Annotated in this window: 18 protein-coding genes and 1 tRNA gene; 9 read left to right on the forward strand and 10 right to left on the reverse strand. The window is 42.6% G+C overall.

Features of this window, described 5'->3' with window-relative positions:
- Positions 1 to 5 precede the first annotated feature (5 nt).
- Together H571_RS0106175 and H571_RS0106180 are read right to left on the reverse strand one after the other, a co-directional pair.
- Positions 6 to 4,493, reverse strand: a complete 4,488-nt coding sequence (locus H571_RS0106175) for a two-partner secretion domain-containing protein (RefSeq protein WP_027848547.1) — start codon at positions 4,491 to 4,493, stop codon at positions 6 to 8.
- 135 nt (positions 4,494 to 4,628) lie between these two features.
- Entirely contained in the window at positions 4,629 to 6,350 is a 1,722-nt protein-coding gene (locus H571_RS0106180; RefSeq protein WP_027848548.1) for a sensor domain-containing diguanylate cyclase, read from the reverse strand.
- A 122-nt stretch (positions 6,351 to 6,472) separates the two neighbouring features.
- On the opposite strand from H571_RS0106180, the gene cobU reads away from it, so the two are divergent.
- Positions 6,473 to 7,006, forward strand: coding sequence for a bifunctional adenosylcobinamide kinase/adenosylcobinamide-phosphate guanylyltransferase (gene cobU / locus H571_RS0106185; RefSeq protein WP_027848549.1), 534 nt, complete (start codon positions 6,473 to 6,475; stop codon positions 7,004 to 7,006).
- A 43-nt stretch (positions 7,007 to 7,049) separates the two neighbouring features.
- Here cobU and H571_RS0106190 read toward each other — a convergent pair.
- Both H571_RS0106190 and H571_RS14420 read right to left on the reverse strand, forming a co-directional pair.
- Positions 7,050 to 7,139 (reverse strand) — tRNA-Ser (locus H571_RS0106190).
- 64 nt (positions 7,140 to 7,203) lie between these two features.
- The gene (locus H571_RS14420) at positions 7,204 to 8,490 is read right to left on the reverse strand and encodes a ribonuclease J (RefSeq protein ID WP_156887841.1); all 1,287 of its coding nucleotides are present in this window, start codon (positions 8,488 to 8,490) and stop codon (positions 7,204 to 7,206) included.
- 141 nt (positions 8,491 to 8,631) lie between these two features.
- On the opposite strand from H571_RS14420, the gene H571_RS0106200 reads away from it, so the two are divergent.
- Complete coding sequence (locus tag H571_RS0106200) at positions 8,632 to 9,975, forward strand: Y-family DNA polymerase (protein WP_245562328.1); 1,344 nt, start codon at positions 8,632 to 8,634, stop codon at positions 9,973 to 9,975.
- 16 nt (positions 9,976 to 9,991) lie between these two features.
- On the opposite strand, the gene H571_RS0106205 is transcribed toward H571_RS0106200, so the two are convergent.
- The 5 genes from H571_RS0106205 to alr all read right to left on the reverse strand — a co-directional run bounded on the left by H571_RS0106205 (position 9,992) and on the right by alr (position 13,776).
- The gene (locus H571_RS0106205) at positions 9,992 to 10,171 is read right to left on the reverse strand and encodes a hypothetical protein (RefSeq protein WP_027848551.1); all 180 of its coding nucleotides are present in this window, start codon (positions 10,169 to 10,171) and stop codon (positions 9,992 to 9,994) included.
- Positions 10,172 to 10,339: 168 nt separating this feature from the next.
- A complete protein-coding gene (locus H571_RS0106210) occupies positions 10,340 to 11,176 on the reverse strand; it encodes a 23S rRNA (adenine(2030)-N(6))-methyltransferase RlmJ (RefSeq protein WP_027848552.1) in 837 nt (278 codons plus the stop codon).
- Positions 11,177 to 11,274: 98 nt separating this feature from the next.
- Positions 11,275 to 11,529 carry a GrxA family glutaredoxin gene (locus H571_RS0106215; RefSeq protein ID WP_027848553.1) on the reverse strand — a complete coding sequence of 85 codons (255 nt, stop codon included), beginning with the start codon at positions 11,527 to 11,529 and terminating at the stop codon, positions 11,275 to 11,277.
- A gap of 350 nt (positions 11,530 to 11,879) precedes the next feature.
- Positions 11,880 to 12,656, reverse strand: a complete 777-nt coding sequence (locus tag H571_RS0106220) for a hydroxypyruvate isomerase family protein (RefSeq protein WP_027848554.1) — start codon at positions 12,654 to 12,656, stop codon at positions 11,880 to 11,882.
- Between the two features lie 4 nt (positions 12,657 to 12,660).
- On the reverse strand, positions 12,661 to 13,776 hold the full coding sequence (alr, locus tag H571_RS0106225; protein WP_027848555.1) for an alanine racemase: 1,116 nt from the start codon (positions 13,774 to 13,776) through the stop codon (positions 12,661 to 12,663).
- A 35-nt stretch (positions 13,777 to 13,811) separates the two neighbouring features.
- Between alr and H571_RS0106230 the strand changes: the two genes are divergently transcribed.
- Positions 13,812 to 14,612, forward strand: coding sequence for a glycerophosphodiester phosphodiesterase (locus H571_RS0106230; RefSeq protein ID WP_084482707.1), 801 nt, complete (start codon positions 13,812 to 13,814; stop codon positions 14,610 to 14,612).
- Positions 14,613 to 14,618: 6 nt separating this feature from the next.
- Here the strand turns inward: H571_RS0106230 and H571_RS14425 are convergent, their stop codons facing one another.
- Positions 14,619 to 15,455, reverse strand: a complete 837-nt coding sequence (locus H571_RS14425; RefSeq protein ID WP_245562329.1) for an inositol monophosphatase family protein — start codon at positions 15,453 to 15,455, stop codon at positions 14,619 to 14,621.
- 74 nt (positions 15,456 to 15,529) lie between these two features.
- On the opposite strand from H571_RS14425, the gene H571_RS0106240 reads away from it, so the two are divergent.
- The 6 genes from H571_RS0106240 to ectB all read left to right on the forward strand — a co-directional run bounded on the left by H571_RS0106240 (position 15,530) and on the right by ectB (position 20,939).
- On the forward strand, positions 15,530 to 15,871 hold the full coding sequence (locus H571_RS0106240; RefSeq protein WP_027848557.1) for a hypothetical protein: 342 nt from the start codon (positions 15,530 to 15,532) through the stop codon (positions 15,869 to 15,871).
- Positions 15,871 to 17,055 carry an HD-GYP domain-containing protein gene (locus H571_RS15495; RefSeq protein WP_051168185.1) on the forward strand — a complete coding sequence of 395 codons (1,185 nt, stop codon included), beginning with the start codon at positions 15,871 to 15,873 and terminating at the stop codon, positions 17,053 to 17,055. Before H571_RS0106240 ends, H571_RS15495 begins: the two co-directional genes overlap by 1 nt.
- A gap of 5 nt (positions 17,056 to 17,060) precedes the next feature.
- Positions 17,061 to 17,540 carry a cytochrome c gene (locus H571_RS0106250; RefSeq protein ID WP_027848558.1) on the forward strand — a complete coding sequence of 160 codons (480 nt, stop codon included), beginning with the start codon at positions 17,061 to 17,063 and terminating at the stop codon, positions 17,538 to 17,540.
- A 38-nt stretch (positions 17,541 to 17,578) separates the two neighbouring features.
- Positions 17,579 to 18,937, forward strand: coding sequence for a glutathione-disulfide reductase (gorA, locus tag H571_RS0106255; RefSeq protein ID WP_027848559.1), 1,359 nt, complete (start codon positions 17,579 to 17,581; stop codon positions 18,935 to 18,937).
- A gap of 186 nt (positions 18,938 to 19,123) precedes the next feature.
- The gene (gene ectA / locus H571_RS0106260; protein ID WP_027848560.1) at positions 19,124 to 19,612 is read left to right on the forward strand and encodes a diaminobutyrate acetyltransferase; all 489 of its coding nucleotides are present in this window, start codon (positions 19,124 to 19,126) and stop codon (positions 19,610 to 19,612) included.
- Between the two features lie 31 nt (positions 19,613 to 19,643).
- Positions 19,644 to 20,939 carry a diaminobutyrate--2-oxoglutarate transaminase gene (gene ectB / locus H571_RS0106265; protein WP_027848561.1) on the forward strand — a complete coding sequence of 432 codons (1,296 nt, stop codon included), beginning with the start codon at positions 19,644 to 19,646 and terminating at the stop codon, positions 20,937 to 20,939.
- The last annotated feature ends 8 nt before the right edge of the window (positions 20,940 to 20,947 follow it).

Raw genomic sequence — 20,947 nt, forward strand, 5'->3', positions numbered from 1 at the left:
TTAAATTACTGTTCACTGTTATCTAGGTCGCTGATATTAAGACCGCCTTCAATCACAAACACCTGCATTAAACCGCTGTTGTTGGTGTTTGCATTAGCAAAGTTGTTACCGGCAGACTCATCCACTTCAACCAGTTCTAAACTACCGGTTTGTTGAGAAAAGTTGGCCGTTGAGCTATCAAAATTAGCAGCATTAAATGAACCTAATCTAGCGTTGGTGCTGGTTTGTTGCTGAATGCTGGCAATAAGATTATTTGCTTTACTACCGCTGCCGCCAGAAGTACCTCCACCTGTAGCGCCGCTACCGCCAGTAGTACCTCCACCTGCAGTGCCGCTGCCGCCAGAAGTACCTCCACCTGTAGAGTTTGATGGTCCTATAACCCACACTTTTTTATAGCCTTTAGAAGTGTCCTGCCAAGCTAAAAATGGGGTTCTGGTACTAAGGCTGCTGTCTACTACTAAATCCCAACCTTCAAAAGTTGCAGCATTTTGTAGTTCGGCAGTAGTTTTTCCGTACCTTGCCTCATCATGTGCACCAGTAGTTGTCGTTTTATCATAGTAAGAATTGGTTATTGTTGAGCCAGGGGAACCACCAGCAATGCCGCCGGTTCGAGAGTCTTTTCCAGAGGCACTTACTTCAGCGGTTGAATAGGAGTTGTTAATGGTTATACCTAGAGCAAGTCCAACAAGACCACCGGCATGTGAGCCGAGCTCTGTAGAAGTTACTTTAGCCGTTGAATAAGAGTTGGCTAATGTTCCCTTGTAATCAGGAGCATTTCCAAAACGCCCAACAATACCACCCACTGAAGAGCCACCCGTAACTTCGCCTGATGTGAAGACATTAGATATTGATACACCGCTGTCTACTGAATCAGTATCAAACCCAACAAGTATGCCAGTAGCTAGTGTACCCTTAACATTGGCATTAGTAACACCAATATTCTTTATAATGGCACCGCCATTTATATAGCCAAATAATCCAACGTGGTTAACACGGTCGATATAAAGGCTATCGATGGTATGACCTAAACCATCAAAATTCCCATTAAATTGTGTGACATTTCCACCAAGAGGATTCCAGCCTTGGTCACCGTTAGCCAAAGCAGCCCCATCTTTTACTTGCATGGTGTAGCCATCGGTTGTAGTGCCTAAGTTATTTGATAAATTAAAATAATAACCTTTATTAACAACATTGATGTTGCCTACGTTTTGCAGTTGATTCCAATTGCTGATGGTATAGGCATTGCCATCAACACCCATTCCGCCTGCGAACAAAGTGGTGACTCCAGACTTGTCTGCATTTCTTGTGACATTTGTAAGATAGGGAAGTAGTGTTACTTCATAGCCCGCAACAGCTGCACCACCAGCGTGTGTTGACCAGCCTGCTACACTGGAAAGAGCAGCTGATATTTGAGCTTTGGTTTTACCTAAAGCACTATCCCCCATAACAGCAGTATTTGTTTCTTTGTCATAAAATGAGTTAGTTATATTTGCAGGGCTACCTTCTCCAATTAATCCGCCAGTGAATGTAGACCCTGTAACAGTGTTTGAGCTGTAAGAGTTTTCTAACTTGGAACGTGTTAAGGTACCAACCAGCCCACCCACTTCACTAGCACCGCTAACTGATCCTGTGGCGTAGGAATTTTTAATGTTATTTAGGTTGCTAGAAAGTGTAGAATCTGACGAACCTACTAGGCCACCTACTTTAGAATTGCCTACTACACTGCCAACAGAATATGAAGAGCTTAAATTCGACATATTTAGACTGCCAATTAAACCGCCAGTGTAATCGACACCTGTAACATTAACATTAGAGATTAAGTGCTGGAGATTACTAAATTGGTTAATATCCCCAGAGTTACTTGTACCTAAAATTCCACCTATATAGTCGTTTCCTTTTACTTTACCCTGCACAGAAACATTAGATACATCTCCGCGCCCATACCCTACAAGCCCTGCAACATAATTTTTACCCTCTATATCGACATTGGATAACTGAATGTTTTTTATTAAAGAAGTTGTGTCTGTTGATCCAAAAAGTCCTATATAATCTTTTGAACTATCGCTTATATGCAAATTAGAAATAGTATGGCCTAAGCCATCAAACATGCCTGAGAATAAGTCACTATTTATTCCTATGGGGGTCCAGTTGTCTGTTCCAGTAAGAGTTAAGTCAGTTCCTAGTGCGTAGTTCTTAGTAGCATCTCCGAGTGTCATAGCTTGCATAGCAGCGGCATCAGTTACAACCGTCCAGTCAACCACGGCACCATCACTACCCAACTTGGTAGAAAAATTCTGACCAGCCGTTAAATCAACTGGGGCTTTAATAGAATAATCAGATGTATTGCCTGATGCAGCACTGCCCTGACCATATAAAAGCTCAAGCTTTCCTGAGGCCTGAATGCCTTGGTAACTTGTACCACTCCAATCAACACTGCCTATAGCTATTGAGTTGGCATCGGCAACTGCAATAGCACCAACATTAGTAGCACTTAAGATTTCGATATCATTGGTAGCAGTTTTTAAATTGACTGTATCAGAATTAAGTACTAAGAGGTTTTTAGCTTTAATCGTGCTAGTAGAGTCAGAAGTGATTGTTCCTTTAGAACCATCAGTACCGTCTAATACCACTAACCCTTGGCTGGTAATATTGGAAGCATTGTTAATATTGATGGCATTGCTACCAGTAACTTTCTTGCCAGAAATTGAGATAGTGCCTGTGCCTGCTGAAATACTGCCGTCTTTTCTTGTCCTTGCACCATCACCTAATGCTACCGCATCCGAATCACCCGACGAAAACCCATGTATGTCAATCGTTCCTGTACCGTTAGTTTTGATATCACTATTAATACTGACACCGCGTGCAAAAGTTCCGCTCTTGCCTCGGCCTCGAATGTTAATATTTCCACCCGCGGCATCAAGCGAACCGCCTAGTGTTACTCCACGAGTCTCCTGAGCACTTCCAGCTACACCTTTTGCATAGCCAGTGAGAGGATCAGTTCCACCGCCAATGGTGATATTGCCACCATTACTATGAACAGAAGAGTTTTCCTTTAGCCATACACTGCCAGCTTGTGTATCGGTTGCCTCTTGATCTCCGCCTGCACGTGCCCAAAAAACCAGGTTCAACTTACCGGATGTAGATGATATTTCTTTATTGCTATCAACTGTAATGCTGCGGTCCGCTTTTAGAGTAAGCGTGGTATCTGTGTTACCACTGGTCACTTTAATATCATCATTAACAAAAATATTACCATTGGTTCCAGTTAAGGTGTCGCACGCGGCACCAGTACATGATCCAGTAGCACTGGTGTCTAAGGTAACGTTGTTTGTTTGTAACGCTGTGGCTAATGCGGCACCGGTAATATTACCGCCAGTAGCGGCGATAGTAATATCTACGGGGTCTATCAACCAAGTGCCGGTTTTGCCTTGCTTGGCTAGGGTAGTAACTTTTACATCATTAATTTGCACCTTAGCCGCACTGGTTTCTATAAAGCCGCCATTGCCTTTATTGAGTGCGCTGGCATCGAGCGTGCCTGCGACTTGCACTAGGCCGCTATTCATATCGCCCATTAGCATAATCGTGCCATCTTCACCGCTGGCTAGGGTTTGGGCCTGGGTAATGCCGGTGTGGTTAATAACACTGCTGGTCAGAGCATTGGCGGCTTTGGCGGTTAAATAAACCGTGCCACCATCGGCTTTAATTGCACCACCTTGTTCGATGTAGGTTTCAAGCTCTGATGCTTGAACTTCAATTTTAACGGGGCCGCCTAGGTCTAAAACCACCTTGTTACCTGCACCCATTAAGGTGTTGCCTTTAGGTGTGGTAATGCTGCCAGTATTAATAATTTTGGCAGCAATAAATGCGACTGTGCCGCCATTTAAGGTTTGAATATTGCCCTGGTTAATAACCGCATTGCTACTACTGCCTTCAAAACGGTAATTGCCATTCATAAAGTTTTGATTGCTAATGTTTAGGGTAGAAGCCACCAAAGAACCCACATCCACTCGCGCAGTTTGGCTAAATAGAATGCCGTTGGGGTTAACTAAAAACACTTGGCCGTTGGCTTTTAGTGCACCACGAATGTTAGAGACTTGATTACCTAACACACGGTTTAGCGCTGCGGCTTGAGTGTTGGGTTGTACAAAGTTTACGCTGGCATCTTTACCAATAGAAAAGCTTTGCCAATCCACCACCATATTTTGGCTGGTTTGGTTAATGGTCATATTTTGACCCTTGCTGCTAATTTGCCCGTTACCAACAGTAACTTGGCCGCCTGTTGGTAGATTATTAGCTAAAGCAAAGGAGGGGAGGGTAATAATTAACAGGCTGCCTGCAGCGAACTGGGATAAAAGGTTTTTAAGTGAAAGATTAGCACCTTGGCGAGTGCCGCTACTGGCTTTAGTGGCTTTACCATTACTGGATGCATATTCAGAAACGGCTTGCCAAACTTGGCGGTTTTTATTCCAGACAACTTTAAACAGGTTGTTCATAGACACCTCAACTTACATTGCTTAACAGAAATAACGATTAGCTGTAGTTTGAAGTGTTTTTTTTTATTGTGTCAGTCTCAATTCTCTCAAAACTCACAAGAAACAACATAAGTTAGGGTGTTTTTTTATGTTTTGTTACAAATCTTTTTTAAATTCAGCTAGGCAGACTCGGTTTCTGCCTTGGGTTTTGGCTTGGTAAAGGGCTTTATCGGCTCGGTTAAGGGTGCTTTCAATGGATTCTTGGCTGGCGATACTCATTTCTGCTACGCCTATACTGGTGGTTATTTTTATCTTGGTGGATTCATCTAGTTTAATGTTGTGTTCTGCAATGCCTTGGCGAATGCGTTCAGCACACTCTTTTGCTGCTTGGCTGTTAGCACTGGGCAGGAGAATAACAAATTCTTCACCACCAAAACGGGCAATTAAATCTTGTTCTCGGCTAAGTTTTTGAAAAATACTGGCAACTTCAATTAACACTAAATCACCTGCTTTATGCCCGTGCTGGTCATTTATAGCTTTAAAATGGTCTATATCAAGCATCATCACTGCTAGTTGGTCATTGGTTTGCTGCGCTTTTTCAACTAGGTGGGTGGCCTCTACTAAAAAATAACGGCGGTTATAAAGCTGGGTAAGAGGATCGGTAGCCGCTTGCTTGGTTAGTTCGGCTTGTTTAGAGCGGATGCTCTCTAGTATTTTTATGCGGTGAGAAATAATAAAGGCTAGGGTTAGCGCTTCTAAAACTATGCCAATACCTACGCCGTGGCTGTTTACATAGTTGGGTTCTACTAGCCCTTTGTAGTAAAGAACGGCATAAGCATTAAAAATAACAAAAAAGGTGTGGCCAATTAAAAAGTATTTTACTAGCGGGTTGCCTTTGCGGAATAAGGAAATACTAACCGAGAAGGTAACTAGCATCATAATTAAAGCCAGGTTGCTGGCGTATTTTAACGCGCTGGAAATATTAAATAAGCCATAAATAAAGCCAACAACTAATAAGGCTAGAATAGCTTGCAAGCCTTTATGCTCTTTGGGGTAGGTTTGCGAGGTTTCAAAAATGGCCATCATAAACAACACCAAAAAAATGGGCATGGTGAAGACGGTTAGATTAAGCATAAACACCCAATCACCATAGGCATTGAAGGCTTTGCTAACTAATCCGTAGGCAAGGGCTATCCAAAGCTGACCTGAAACTAGGTAAAGGGAATAGAGAATGTTTTCTTTTTTGCTGGTGGCTAGGTAAAGAAGGCTGTTATAGAAGACTAGCGCGACCATCATGCCGACTAAGAGTGCTATATCTAAATGCCCACCAACCAATGCTTTACGCGAGTGTTCATCGTCGTAAATTTCTGCTGCAAACCATTGGTGAGAATAGGCGTGGCTTTTAATGTATAAAGTTGTGCTGGTTAGTGCAGGCAGTACAAAGGGATAAACCACTGTGCCTTGGTACATTAAGGGATGGCTGCTGGCAGTATTAAGGTTAATTAAGGTTTGGTTAACCAACAGCGGTAAGTTATTGGCTCGGCTAGACTCTTCAACAATTGCAACTGAGCGTAGGTGGTAGGCTTTGGGTAGATGCAAGTAAAGTTTTTGCTGTTGTTTTTCTTGGTTATCTAGTTTTATTCGGTACCAAGTAACGGATGCTTGATTACCTAGGGTAGTGGTGTTGTTGGTTGGTTGAAAAGTTTGATTGCGTAGCTGCTCAAAACCCATTACTTGTGAGGTGTCGGTAAAATATTCTAGGGTATAATTTTTTAGCTTTATTGCGCCTTGGTTGATGTTGATTGCAGGCGAGGCTAGTGCACTTAAACTAAAGATGCACAAGAAAAATGACAGTAAAAATAGGCGATAGCTAGCCACTAAAAGAACCTTATTTATTGGTTAGGGCGTTAAGAAAAATATTTTAGCAGCCTTTGTTCATTAAAGTATCGCATAGGTAAGGGTTTTATTTTTGGCATTGAGATTTCTATTTAGGGGTGACTATGCGTCAGCTTATTTTAGGTGGTGTGCGTTCAGGCAAAAGTCGTTATGCAGAAAGCTTAGCTAAAGAAGTGGGTTTGCCAGTGAATTATATCGCTACGGCAAGGGCAGGTGATGATGAAATGAAGCAGCGCATTCAACAGCATCAAGCCTACCGACCTGCTAACTGGGTTACTTGGGAATTGGTTGATGCTGAACTGCCTAAACAGCTTGCCAAGCTTATGCAGCAACCTGGGGTAGTTTTGTTAGATTGTTTAACCCTTTGGCTTACGCAGTTACTGTGTGAAGCACCTTTAAATGAGGCTTTATTGCAAAAAGTAGATAGGGTGCTAGATGAGCTAGTGGAAGTAGTTGCCGCTGGTGGGCAGGCAGAGTTAATTCTGGTGGGTAATGAAACCGGTTTAGGCATTATGCCTATAGATGCTTTGTCACGGGCTTTTGGTGATAGAGCAGGGTTATTGCATCAGCGTTTGGCTGAGGTTTGTGAGCGAGTGGTGTTAACTGTGGCAGGCTTGCCATTAAGTGTTAAAAGCTAGGCATAAAAAAACCCTTGATGAATCAAGGGCTTACAAAATAAGTTGGTGGAGGGCCAGGGATTCGAACCCTGGGAGGGCTCACACCCTCGTCGGTTTTCAAGACCGGTGCTTTCGACCACTCAGCCAACCCTCCAACACGGGGCGTATATTACCACTAGATTTCTTTGCGTCAAGGCTTTTTATTTATTATTCACTATTTACCTATTTTCTAGTTGAATCAAAGGGATATCAATTGCATCCATTAGCCTTGGTGCTGCGGAAAGATCATAAATTTCGCCGTCTTTTGCTGACCTAGAATTAATATCTAAACTTTTGGCAAATTCACAATGCGCATCTTGGTGATAATCCTCGCCGTGCATGGCTAATAGGTGTTTGGGGCGTAACCATTCGTATAACTGACGTATTTCATCCTGTGCTGGGTGGCCTGAAGCATGAATTAAGCCATCTTCATCCGTTAATAGTTGAATGTTACGTGCGGCTAGCTGTTCTGTTAGGCGTTCAACGGCTTCTTCATTGCCAGGAATGGTTTTAGAAGAAAAAATAACCTGGTCACCTGCTTCTAGTTCTAGGAACTGATGCTTGCCTTCTGCCAGCCTAGCCAGTGCTGCTTTGGGTTCGCCTTGGCTGCCCGTACAAATAATTAACTGTTCATGGCGTGGTAGGTAGCCTAGCTCTTGTGCGGGCACTAATTCTGGGAAGTCATTCAGGTAATTGAGTTTTTTACCTATGCCATGAATTCGCTGCATACTTCTACCTAAAAGGGTGACTTGCCGCTTAGTTAACTGTGCAATTTTACCTAGGCTATAAATACGTGCCAAATTACTAGCAAAGCAGGTGACCAATACGCGATTAGGTAAGGGTCGAATCATTTCTAATAAACCTTTTTGTACACAGGTTTCTGATGCGCTGTGCCCAGCTAAAGGTGCATTGGTTGAGTCGCCAATAATAATGTCTATACCTTGCTTACCTATAGCCTGTAAGCGATTGATTGCCGTTGTTTTACCTAAAACGGGAGCAGGGTCTAGTTTCCAATCCCCAGTATGGTAGAGGCTTCGTCCGTTGACTTGAATAAACAACCCATTGGCTTCGGGTATTGAGTGGGTTACAGGAATCCACTCCACCTTAAAAGGACCAAACTCATAACTTTTAAGTGGTTCTATAGTATGCAGCTGGCTAAGCAAGCGCTTGTCTTTTATGCGAGAAGCTATTAGCTCTAGGGCAAAGGGTGCTGAGTAAACAGGGCATTTAAGTTTTTTCCAAAGATGCGGTAAAGCACCTATATGGTCTTCATGCCCGTGGGTAATCAATATGGCTTGTATTTTTATACCGTTATCTTTTGCAGCTTGTAGGTCAGGAATCAAAACCTGTGGGTCACCACTGGGGTTGTTAATAAAGCCTTGGCCGCAGTCAACGGCTATCCAATAACCTTCGCTACCATACAAATAAAAGTTGGCTCCTATTTCACCTGCTCCACCTAGGGGCATAAAAAACGGGCCTTTTCCTTGTTTGATTAGTGATTTTACTGTGTTTAACACTATTGATCCTAAAAAGTTGATAGTAAGTTTTTACTAAAAATAAGCTGTATATAAACCTATACTGTGCAAATAAACAGTTATGAGGTTTTTATGATGATGACAGCAGAGTACGTTACTAGCCTCTCGATTAGAAGAGGTACAGCCGACCGTAAGTGGGTAGCTTTGGTTGATGTTAACAATTTTTATGTTAGCTGCGAGCGAGCTTTTGCTCCCAGATTAATAGGTCGGCCAGTTGCCGTACTTTCTAATAATGATGGTTGTGTTATCGCTAGAAGTGATGAATTAAAAGCTTTGGGTGTGGAAATGGGCACACCAACCTATAAACTTAACCACCTTGTAAGGCGTTACCGTGCTGTTCTTATGAGTTCTAACTATGCGCTTTATGCTGATATGAGTCGTCGCTTTAATGATGTGTTAGGGCGCTTTTCAGATGAGGTAGAGTCTTATTCTATTGATGAATCTTTTGTTGCTATGCCCGGTTTTTTTACAGCCACCTTGCGTGAGTTAGGGCAAGCAATTGAGCAGTCAGTAGCTAAAGAAGTGCATTTGCCGGTTGGGGTAGGCATTGCACCTAACCGCACGCTAGCCAAGTTGGCTAATCGGTTTGCAAAAAAACAACCTGAAGGGCAGCGGGTGTGTTTATTAGAACCAGACTCAGAAGAAACAGTTAACTTATTAAAAACTACTGCTATAGGTGATGTGTGGGGCATTGGTGCTAGGTTGTCTGAGCGCCTACAGGCATTGGGTATTCATAATGCTTGGCAATTGCGTGAATGTTCAGAAAACCTAATTAAAAAACGCTTTTCTGTGAACTTGCAGCGCACGCAATTAGAGTTGCGTGGTATTAGTTGCCAGCCTGCTACCCAACAGGCTAAGTCACGTAAACAACTGGTTGTGTCTCGTTCTTTTGGTCAGGCAAGCGATGAAATGTTAGATGTAGCTGAAGCTATACGTAGTCATGTTAATCGTGCGGCAGAAAGACTAAGAAAGCAAAAAAGTGTAGCTAAGGCTATGACGGTGTTTATTAGAACCAACCCGTTTAACCAAGATAAACCACAGCATAGTGATTCACTAGTCTGGGTGTTTGATGAGCCAACTTCGGATACTTCTGAAATGCTTCATGCAGCGCAAAGGCTTTTAAGGCGAATATGGCGCAAGGGTTATTATTATCAGAAAGCTGGGGTGCAGCTAATGGATTTAACTGATCAATCGTCTGCCCAGTTGCCCTTATTAGACCAACCAAAGCTTGCAGAGCAGCGTGTTAGAAATCAGCGTTTGATGGATGTAATGGATAGTATCAACCAACAGCAGGGGCGTGAAACTTTAGTGTTGGGTGCTAGTCGTAAGGTTGCTGCTTGGCATACTAAGCAAACAGCCTGTTCACCGGCTTATACAACTTCCTGGACTGATTTACCTAGGGTTGCTGCACGATGAACAGACGCTAGGTTATTTAGGCCGACTTTTTGATTGCACAGGTGGCGGCTGATTGACTTGAGGATGAGGCGCTTTCCATAGCAGTGTTAGTAGAAATTACAGCCTTTTCTTGAGTATTGGTTTTTTCAGTGTCTGCTATGCTGCTGATTGCGACACAAAAACCACCGGCTGTTGCTACATAACCTTTATTAGACATAGTTGTCTCCTGCTCTTCGTAAGGTTGAGGAAAGGAGCGGTAAGCGAGTACCACTGATGTGTGTTTTTAGGTTCGGAAAAGACAATAACTGCTTTTTTATGTAAAGGAAAGCCTTTTTTTGTGCATTGCACAAAAGGTCTAATAGAAATCAATTGTCTGCTTTTAGCTTCAAATGAGTTCTTCTAGCAGAAATTTGCCCTGAGTTCCTTGTATTAGCAACGCATTAAGTTCAGGTAGCAGGCTCTTAAAATCTGTAGCTAGGGAGTAGGGTGGATTGATGATTAACATGCCGCTACCCGTCATGCCCTGGCCACTGGTTAAGGGTAAAGGTGAGTGTTCAATTTTTAATAGGTTAGGTAGGCCTGCTTTTTGAAAGCGCTTTATCCAAGCATTGGTTGTTTGAGCTTGGAGTACAGGATACCAAATAGCATAGGTTCCTGTGGCAAAACGCTCTAAGCCATTTTTGACAGCTTTTATAAGAAGATTGTAGTCGGTTTTAACTTCATAAGAAGGGTCAATAAATATTAAGCCACGCCTTTCTTTGGGTGGCAGTTGTGCTTTTAAAGCAGCAAAACCATCACTCGCTTCTACCCTGACGCGTTTATCTTGATGGAAGGTGTTGCTTAGTAGTTGGTAATCTTTGGGGTGTAATTCATGCAGGGCAAGTCTATCTGTTGGGCGCATTAATTTAGCTGCAATAGCGGGTGAACCAGGATAAAAGTCTAAACGCTCTGCTGTATTAAAGCTGCTAATCAATGCTTTGAATTCTTTTAAAAATGGATGCTTGGGATCGGCTGCAAATAAGCGAGCAATGCCTTCTCTATACTCTGCTGTTTTCTCAGCTTCTGGGGAGTGAAGTGAATAAAACCCTGCACCTGCATGAGTATCTAGGTAAAAGTAGGGTTTGTCTTTACGGTTTAAATAGTTAAGTAGGTAGACTTGGGTAAGGTGTTTAAGCAGGTCGGCAAAGTTGCCAGCGTGGAAGCTGTGACGGTAGCTAAGCATTACTAGGTATCCAAAAAGTTTAGGGGTGCAAATTTCTGTGCCTAGAATAGCAAAAAAGCCGCACTTGGCGGCTCTTTTGTTACTTTAGCTGCTAGGCGTTAAATCCAGCCTTGGCTTTTAGCGTGGGCTTCCATTTCTGTGTAGCCGCCTATGTGGGTTTTATCAAAGAAAACTTGTGGAACGGTATTTACCGGCTTGCCAATGGTTTTTTCCATGTCTTCTTGTGTAATGCCTTCGGCATGAATATCAATATAACGGTGCGTTGCGCCTTGAGAGGCTTCTAGCTTTTCTGCTAGCTCTACGGCTCTTACACAGAAGGGGCAACCAGGACGACCAAAAATTACAATGTGCATTTTTTCACCTCGAAAATAGAGTGGGTAACTATTACTGAATTCATACTTAGTATTTTCGCCTAGTATTCTATCTAATTCCAATCTAAAAAAACTAATCGATTGATTAGAACTTTATATCTCTTATTTTCGATGCGGGTTTCTAATAACGAAACACCCCGCTTTGAGAGCGGGGCGTAGACAGCAGATCTCGTGAATCTGTGACTTCTCAACTGCTATTGAGATTCTTGCCTGTTGAGCTGCTGGACTCCTTGTCCTAACGCTCGGCACCTATACTAGCGATACAAAAATACTGGGTATAGGTGCATTTGACTTAGGCTCTTGTAGGAGATTGCGTACAAAACCCTATTTGTTTAACGGGTATTGCATAAGTAGGTTAGCCAATCGTATTTATCGCTAGCTAAAGAAGGGAACTCTGCTGCCAGCCAGCCTTGATACCCTTGTTGGTTCAGCAAATTAAAAATAGCTTTAAAATCTAGCTTTCCACTGCCAGGGTGGCTGCGTTCTGGATAGTCTGCAAATTGTATATGGGCAATCTTGCTGCTGTATTGCCTAATTAAAGGAATTAAATCTTCTTCCATTTTTGCTGCATGGTATAAGTCGAGCTGTAGGCCAAAATTAGGTTGAGCCACTTTTTTTGCTAGCTGATTCCAGTCGGCAACGCTTGGCGTTAAGTAATTTGCTTGATCTAAGTTATTGATTGGCTCACAGGTTACAGTTAAGGGAAAATCAGCCAAAGCTTCACAGGTCTGAATAAGGTTGCTTGCTAATTGGTTTAAGCAGGCTTGTTGGCTAAAAGTTGCTACCTTTCTACCTGCTAAAACATTTACAACATTAGGTTGCAGCTTTTCTATATAAGGCAAGCTTAATTCTAGTGCTTGGGTAAATTCAGCTTGGCGTTTTGGGTGGCAGGCAAGTCCATCACCCCCTTGCATAAAGTCGCCCGCTGGCAGGTTTAATAAAATAAGTGGTAGTTCAGCTTCTTCGAGCAACCCTTGCCAAGCTTCAACTGGGAGTTCATAAGGAAACTGCACTTCTATTCCTTGAAAACCCAGTTCAGCCGCTTTTTTAGGGCGTTCATGTAGGGGTAAATCTTTAAACATTAGGCTGATATTGGCTGCAATTTGCATGGTTTTATTCTTTAACTTGGGTTAAATCATTAATGTACTGGCGTTTTACACGAGGTAAAAGGCAGGTAAGAAGGGTGTAGCTGATGGTGTCACAATAGCCTGCTACTTCATTTACCGATAAGTTTTCTCCCCAAAGAATAACCTCATCGCCTACTTGAGCGCTCGGATTATTGGTTAGGTCGACCATGAGCATATCCATAGAAACGCGCCCAGCAAGGTGGCATTTTATACCGTTAACTAATAAGGGGGTGCCATCCTTAGCTTGCCTTGGGTAACCATCACCATAACCACAGGCAACCACACCTATTTTGGTGGGTTTTTTAGTTGTGAAACGTGCACCGTAACCGACACTTTCGCCTGCAGGTAGGTCTCTAACACTGATCAGTTGGCTTTTTAGAGTCATAACGGTTTTGAGTTGGTCGCCTAAGTTATGCCCAGCTGCAAAGGGTGACGCGCCGTAAAGCATGATGCCGGGGCGTAAATAACCTTCTTGTGCTGCGGGCCAACCTAAGGTTGCTGGTGAGTTAGCAATACTAATAGGGCAGTTAAGCTGTTGCTGTAAACTTTTTAGCTGTTCTAACTGTTTGGGCGTTGCTTGGTTGGTTAAATCATCGGCACAAGCAAAATGACTGGTTAAGGTTATTAGGTTAATGGCAGTTAAGCTATTTAGTTGCTTATAAGCATGGGCGGCCTGCTCTAGCGGGAAACCTAAGCGGTGCATACCCGTGTCTACTTTTAACCAGACATTTAAACTAGCAGCGGGTAGTTTATGTTTTGCTAGGTAGTTGGTTAGCTCATCTAGTTGCCACTGGCTATGAATCAGCGGTTGATAGCTTCTGGCAAAAATAATGGGCAGTTCGCTAGCATCAAAAAAACCTTCTAGCAGGGTAATAGGTTGGGTAATTCCTGCAGCTACTAACGCTTCTGCCTCTTCTATACTGGCGACAGCAAAAGCAGGGGCAAGGTCTGCTAAATTAAGTGCAACTTTAACGGCACCATGACCATAAGCATCAGCTTTTACAACGGCTAAGGCAGAAGCGGTTGCAGATTGACTAAGTGCCAGTTGATAATTGTGTCTTAATGCAGCTAGATTGATTTCTGCAACTAGGGGGCGAGCCATGCCTAACTCCAAATAGTTGGATTTTAGAGAATTTATTGAATGTTAACGAATATTTTGAATGTCTGCTCATGTTGATGAGTTTAGTGATTGCCCATAGGGGTGCAAAGGGTGCTGCTCCAGAAAATACTTTACGTGCTATTCAGCTAGCTGCAGACCAAGGTGCTGAATGGGTTGAGCTAGATGTAATGCTTACAGCTGATGAAGTACCAATTATTTTCCATGATCAAGTGCTTAGTTTATCAGCCGAAGTGCCTGTTTTAGTGAAAGACACCCCTTGGAAACGCATGCAAAACCTACAAGTTGCTGCACCTGTTGGCAGTAGTGAACCTTCTGCCCCCATTGCAACACTGGCGCAGGCTGTTCATTTAATTCATCAGTTGGGCTTGGGGTTAAACCTAGAAATTAAACCTGCTGCCAAAGGGTTGGGGGAGGTAACGCTTGAGCGTAGTTTAGAAGTGCTTAAAAGCTGCCCAGCTATTAACCTAGTTATATCCAGTTTTGATTTTAGTGCTTTGCAGGCAGCCCAGCGTTTAGCTCCAAACTTGGCTCGTGCACTTTTGTATGAAACTTTAGCAGTAGACTGGCGTGATGCAGTGCGCAAATTTGAAGTTAGGTCGATTCATCTAGCCAATTTAGATAGTTTAGACACCGCAACTATTGCTAGTATTCGTGAGCTAGGGTTAGAAGCCTATGTTTATACCGTTAACTCTTTAGCTAGAGCAGAAGAACTGGTTGCTTGGGGGGTTAGTGGTGTTTTTACTGATTTTCCAGATCGCTTTACTCGTTTACTCGCCTCTAAGAGTAAACGAGTCAGTGCTTATGGTGATCCACTTTAGTGGCAATTAATTACTATCTGATGCTTGCAGTAGCTGGGTTAGCTCATCGTGAATGCCAGGTGTAGTAATAACCCAGTCACGTGTATCTAAGTAAAAAGAGGTGTAATCACTAGGGTAAAGGTGACTTAACTTTGCGCCTGCTTCTTCAGCTATAAGCACTGCAGCGGCAAAGTCCCATAGGCTTAGGCTTTCGTAATAGCCATCTAAAGAGCCATTGGCAACATGACAAATGTCTAAGGCTGCAGATCCACAGCGACGCAAGTCTTGGCATTCTGGTAAAATTGTAGCTAAACGATCTATCAAATGCCTTAATTGACTCTTATCGTAAGGAAAACCTGTAGCAATTAGGGCTGGGCGCAACTTGTTTAAGCCGCTAACCTTGATAGGTTGTTGATTTAAAAAAGCACCTTGTCCTTTAATTGCTGTGAAGGTTTCTTGTAAAAAAGGGGAGTGAACAACACCCACTTGAGGGATTCCTTTAGAATAAAAACCAATAGATACAGCTACATGAGGTTGGCCATGGGCAAAGTTGATCGTTCCATCTATAGGGTCTAATATCCAAAGGCCATCAACTTTCTCTGCATTCTCGCTGTCGGTATCATTTTCTTCACTAAGGATTTTATCTTCAGGAAAAGCAGAACTAAGTTCGCGGCAAAGAAAATCGTCAATTTCTTTGTCGACACTGGTGACTAGTTCTTCATGACCTTTATAGGTTTGACTGAAATCACCTGTTTGACGAGCTTTAAGCATTATTTCACCCGCTTGCAGGGCTAAACTTAGCGCAACTGACTGACGTTCTTCGAGTTCTTCTTGGGTGTAGGTGGCAGTTTTAAATATATTCAATTTTTCGGCTTCCAGTTGACTTTGTTATATGCAAGGGTAGCATTCTGGGCACTTTAAACAAAAGGCTAGGTAAAATGGATGGAAGAATAGCAATAGGTTTAGGCTGGTTTTTTGGCTGTTCATTAATCTTGGTTGGCTTTTGGCTAACAGGCTTTTATTTTTTATCAGGTTTGGCTTTGGCCTTAACTGGCTTTTTATGGTGGCCACCTTCAAGACAGCAAATCATTCAGTGTTTAGGTTTGCCTAGTATGCCGGTGTTACATGCCGCTTTAACCCTTTGCTTGTTAGTTGTTGCCTTGTTTGCTTTTATTGGCCGTTATTCTGCCCTATTAGAAGAACAAGCACTAGAGGCTGGCTACCCAACAATTGAAGCTTGGCAAGAAGCCCAGCACCAAGAAAAGAAACTGAAAAACTAATGTCTAAAGACCTGCATTTACACCCATTACAAGAAGATGAACTAGCACTAGGTTTAAAGCTACCTTGGACTATTTATAGTGCCAGTGGTCAGCTTTTAATGAAAGAAGGTGCTGTTATAGATAACCAACGTAAGCTAGATAACCTGCTTATGAATGGGCATCGTGAAAAATCTGGCAAGCCGGGTCAAGATGAAACTGAGCAAGGTCCGCCACCCGATGAGCCTCAACCAGTTAAATTTGCAGAAAACACCAATCCCTTTGCTGAGTTAGATGAAATAGGTTACCAGCTAAAAACCTTGTTTAAACGTATAGATGAGCAGCGTGTTAAACCCGGTGAGGTAGAGCGTAAGTTTTATGAAATGGCTAGCCAAATTCAGGGTTTAGTTTTATTCAATAGTGATGCCGTTTTAGGTGCGGTGCATTTAAACCGTCAGCATGAATACATAATTCAGCACCCATTACATGTAACGGTTATGGCGGCCTTAGTGGGTAAAACACTGCAAATACCACAAAAAGTTCAGTTATCTATGCTGGCTGCTTCTTTAACGCAGAATATTGGTATGAATGGCTATCAAATGCGCCTACATGCCCAAGCCGAACCCCTAGATAAAGAACAGCGTAAAAGGGTAGACCAACACCCTTTGGTTGGTGTGAAAATGTTAACTGAGGCGGGTGTTACAGATAAGTTGTGGCTTCAAATCGTTTTTCAGCACCATGAAAAAACCAATGGAACAGGCTACCCTAAGCAGCTTAAAGGTAATCAGATACGTGCTGAAGCCCGCATCGTTGCTTTAGGTGATGTTTATTCTGCTCTGGTTAGTGGTCGACCACACCGTCCTGGGTTAAGCGCACAACAAAGCCTGCGCTCCATCTTCCTAGAGCGTGGGCAACAGTTTGACGAAAAACTAAGCCGTGTGTTTCTTAATGAGCTAGGACTTTACCCGCCTGGTTCTTGTGTAAAACTACATAACGGTGAGGTAGGTGTAGTGGTTAAGCGTACTTCAGATAGTCGCGCTCCTCGAGTCACTAGCGTTATGGATGAATATGGTCAACTGTTTATGCGTATGCAAGAGCGTGATACCAGTGACCCTAAATATGCTTTAGTCGCCAATGTAAACCCACAGCTAATGCCACGACTTAACCCTACCTTGTTATGGGGCATTAAGCTTAAAAGAGTGAGTTAAGAAAAATGTTGTCTAATTTAGTGCGTTTTATGGCAAGTTTGCTTCTAACTGGCTGGATTACAACTGCCATTGCCCAGCCTCAAAATACTACTGAGGGCATCAGTGCTGAAGATGTTAATCTTCGCATAGATACCTTTGATGAAATAGATCAGCTTTTTAAAGCTTTAAGGTTCAAGGTTGTTAATCAAAGAAGCACTAATCGTGAAGCAGCCTTAGATTATTCTAGCAAACTGGTTAAGCTTTCTTACCGTTTACCCGATTTGTTTGATTTACCTTCGTCACGTGAAAGCTTTCCGCAAAGCCGTTCTCGCCCTGAAATATGGACTAAAAAAGAGTATTTTGATCAGCAGCTAGAAGCCTTTGTTGTTAATCTAGAAAAAATAGATGATGAAATTAGAGCAGGCGACCTAAGCAGAGCAGGGCGCTTGATAGATGAAACTGCAAAAGGCTGCCGTCGCTGTCATAATGGCTTCCGTTATAGGTAAGCAGCCAGTGTATATTTTTTAAGAATAGGATTTTATTTATGTCTAAATTTGATTTTGATTTGTTAGTTATAGGTGCAGGTTCTGGTGGTGTACGTGCAGCACGTACCGCTGCAACACAGGGTATCAAGGTAGGTATTATTGAAGACCGTTATTGGGGTGGCACTTGTGTAAACGTGGGCTGTGTACCTAAAAAACTTTATTCTTATGCGGCTCACTTTGCTGAAGATTTTGCCGATGCAGCCGGTTACGGCTGGACAGTGGCTAAGCCCGAATTTCATTGGCCTACTTTGCGCGATAACCGTGCGGCAGAAATTTTACGTTTGAATGGCATTTATAACCGTTTGTTAGAAGGTAGCGGCGTACAAAGAATTGAAGGTCGCGGTAAAATTCTTACACCAACTAGTGTAGAGGTAGGCGGTAAAACCTACACAGCTGAGCGACTATTAATTGCTACTGGCTCTTGGCCTTTTATACCTGAGTTTCCTGGCGCTGAGCATTGCATAACTTCCAATGAAATTTTTGATTTGCCAGACTTCCCAAAACGCTTCTTGGTTTATGGTGGTGGCTATATTGCTGTTGAATTTGCTTCTATTTTTAATGGTTTAGGTGCAGAAACCCACTTGGTTTACCGTGGTGAAAAACCTTTGCGTGGCTTTGATGAAGAAGTACGTGATTTTGTTCAAAACGAAATTAGCAACCACGGGGTAAAACTGGAGTTAGGCTGTCAAATAACTGCGATAGAAAAGCAGGCAACAGGGCTGCTAGTGAAATTAAGCGATGGCCGTAGTATAGAAGTTGATACCGTGCTTAGTGCAACAGGTCGCCGTGGTAATGTTGAAAACCTAGGTTTAGAAAATGTTGGCTTAGAAGTCAATGAAAGCGGTGAATTGGCTGTAGATAGCAACTTTTGCACTCAAGTACCCAGCATTTATGCGCTAGGTGATCTTATCGGTGGGCCTCAGTTAACACCGGTGGCACTGGCTGAAGCTATGGTATTAGTGCATAACCTCTATAGCGGTAAAGAGCCACGAAAAATGGATTATAAAAATATTCCAACAGCGGTTTTCTGCCACCCTAATATCGGTACAGTAGGTCTTGGTGAAGAAGAAGCGCGTAAGGTTTATCCGGCCATACGTGTTTATTCAACGAGCTTTAAGCCGATGCGTAATACCTTATCTGGTAACCCTGGCCGCACGTTAATGAAGCTAATTGTTGAAGATGCCACCGATAAAGTGGTTGGCTGTCATGTAGTGGGTGCAGATGCAGGTGAGCTGGTACAGGGCATAGGTATTGCCGTTAAAGCAGGTTTAACCAAAGCAGATTTTGATGCCACTATAGGCATTCACCCAACTTCAGCAGAAGAGCTAGTCACTATGCGTACGCTAACGCGTAATTAATTTTTATCTACTTTTTCTACTGGTAGTTTAACGGCCTTCGGGCCGTTTTTTTGTTTTTATTTCCCCATTAAGACTTATTGTCATAATTTTAAATTATGGATTAGCAGCTTATTGATAATAAAGCATTTGATTTATGCTGCTGAGCTGTTATCCTTGTTGTCATCTTAGACAGAGACCCAAGTTTTTATGCCTTCCGAAAATCTGAAGATTAGAAAACCCAATGCCAATGATGGCGTGGCTATTCATCAGCTCATTGAGAATTGTCCCCCGCTTGATCTAAATTCAACTTACCTTTATTTGCTGCAATGCACTCATTTTTCTGAAACCTGCGTAGTTGCAGAAATTGACGGCCAAGTAGCAGCCTTTCTTTCTGGTTACATCAAACCTAATTCCCCCAATACCTTTTTTCTATGGCAGGTTGCTGTAGGTGATGTGGCAAGAGGTAAAGGCATGGCTAAACAGCTAATTAACGAAGTTTTAAAGCGTGAAGCCTGTAACCAAGTTGAGTTTTTAGAAACCACCATAACACCCGATAACCAAGCCTCTTGGGGGTTGTTTCGTAGCTTTGCTAAAGAGCGTTCAGCTCAGCTTGAAGATAAGGTGTTTTTTACTAGCCAGCAGCTAGGTGGGGAACACGAACAAGAAGTTTTAGTAAAAATTGGTCCATTTAAATAAATTAATAGGTAAAACAATGACAACTGCACATGTGAACTCAGAATCTTTAGAACGTTTAGAGTCAGAAGTTCGTACTTATAGCCGCTCTTTTCCTACTATTTTTACTCGCGCTCGTGGCTCCACACTTTATGATGAGAACAATAAAGAGTACATCGACTTTTTAGCCGGTGCGGGTACGTTAAACTATGGTCATAACAACCCTAAACTTAAAAAAGTGCTTTTAGACTATATGATGGATGATGGTCTAACTCACGGTTTAGATATGTGGACTACGGCTAAGCGTGACTTTGTTGAAACGCTAGAAGAGTTAATTTTTAAGCCCCGTGGTTTAGAGTATGTAGTACAGTTTTGTGGCCCTACGGGTACTAACGCCATTGAAGCAGCCTTAAGAATTGCACGTAATGCAACAGGCCGTACTAACGTGGTTTCTTTCACTAATGCTTTCCATGGTGTAACCCTTGGTGCTTTAGCGGCAACAGCTAATGGTAAATTCCGTCATGCAGCTGCTATGCCAACCCAGGGGGTTTCTTTCATGCCCTACTGTGGTTACATGGAAGGTGGTTCTTCAAGCTTAGCTTTCCTTGAAAAGACACTGACAGATAATTCTAGTGGTGTTGATTTACCTGCTGCTATCTTGTTAGAAACCGTACAGGGTGAGGGTGGTATTAATGTTGCTTCTATCGAATGGCTAAAAGGCATTGATAAAATCTGTAAAAAGCACGGTATTTTACTGATAATTGATGACATTCAAACGGGTTGTGGTCGTACGGGTAAATACTTTAGCTTTGAACATGCTGATATTTCACCAGACATAGTAACCACCTCTAAATCTTTATCGGGTTACGGTCTACCTTTTGCTGCGGTATTTATGAAGCCTGAATTAGACCAGTGGAAACCAGGTGAATATAACGGTACTTTCCGTGGTAATAACCTAGCTTTTGTTACTTCTACAGTTGCTATGCGTGAATATTGGGCTAATGATGATCTAGCCAAAGAAGTTACGCGTAAAGGCACTATTGTTGAATACCGCTTTAAACAACTAGCACGAGCTTATCAAGAAGTAGGCATTGAAGCTGAAGAGCGGGGTCGCGGCTTAATGCGTGGCTTAGATATAGTTGATGGTGAACTTGCCGATGAGCTAGTTACTGAGTGTTTTGAACAGGGTCTAGTGATTGAAACGTGTGGCCCAGATGGTCAAGTCGTTAAGTGCCTCTGCCCACTGTTAATTACTGACGATGAGCTAAACAAAGGCTTAGATATTTTAGAAGCGGCTGTTCAAAAGCAACTTAAAACACTCGCTGCAAAACAAGCTAAAAAAACTGCTTAAGGATATTT

The organism is Marinospirillum minutulum DSM 6287 (assembly GCF_000422325.1).
Taxonomy (GTDB): Bacteria; Pseudomonadota; Gammaproteobacteria; order Pseudomonadales; family Halomonadaceae; genus Marinospirillum; species Marinospirillum minutulum.

Bases quoted from the DNA above. Each gene is read 5' to 3' on its own strand.
- H571_RS14420 (WP_156887841.1), bottom strand. From the start codon at position 8,490: ATGCCCCTAGGTGGAGCAGGTGAAATAGGAGCCAACTTTTATTTGTAT.
- H571_RS0106200 (WP_245562328.1), top strand. From the start codon at position 8,632: ATGATGATGACAGCAGAGTACGTTACTAGCCTCTCGATTAGAAGAGGT.
- H571_RS0106220 (WP_027848554.1), bottom strand. From the start codon at position 12,656: ATGCAAATTGCAGCCAATATCAGCCTAATGTTTAAAGATTTACCCCTA.
- H571_RS0106240 (WP_027848557.1), top strand. From the start codon at position 15,530: ATGGATGGAAGAATAGCAATAGGTTTAGGCTGGTTTTTTGGCTGTTCA.
- H571_RS0106210 (WP_027848552.1), bottom strand. From the start codon at position 11,176: ATGCTTAGCTACCGTCACAGCTTCCACGCTGGCAACTTTGCCGACCTG.
- H571_RS0106175 (WP_027848547.1), bottom strand. From the start codon at position 4,493: ATGAACAACCTGTTTAAAGTTGTCTGGAATAAAAACCGCCAAGTTTGG.
- H571_RS0106205 (WP_027848551.1), bottom strand. From the start codon at position 10,171: ATGTCTAATAAAGGTTATGTAGCAACAGCCGGTGGTTTTTGTGTCGCA.
- ectA (WP_027848560.1), top strand. From the start codon at position 19,124: ATGCCTTCCGAAAATCTGAAGATTAGAAAACCCAATGCCAATGATGGC.
- H571_RS0106250 (WP_027848558.1), top strand. From the start codon at position 17,061: ATGTTGTCTAATTTAGTGCGTTTTATGGCAAGTTTGCTTCTAACTGGC.
- H571_RS15495 (WP_051168185.1), top strand. From the start codon at position 15,871: ATGTCTAAAGACCTGCATTTACACCCATTACAAGAAGATGAACTAGCA.
- gorA (WP_027848559.1), top strand. From the start codon at position 17,579: ATGTCTAAATTTGATTTTGATTTGTTAGTTATAGGTGCAGGTTCTGGT.
- H571_RS0106215 (WP_027848553.1), bottom strand. From the start codon at position 11,529: ATGCACATTGTAATTTTTGGTCGTCCTGGTTGCCCCTTCTGTGTAAGA.
- cobU (WP_027848549.1), top strand. From the start codon at position 6,473: ATGCGTCAGCTTATTTTAGGTGGTGTGCGTTCAGGCAAAAGTCGTTAT.
- alr (WP_027848555.1), bottom strand. From the start codon at position 13,776: ATGGCTCGCCCCCTAGTTGCAGAAATCAATCTAGCTGCATTAAGACAC.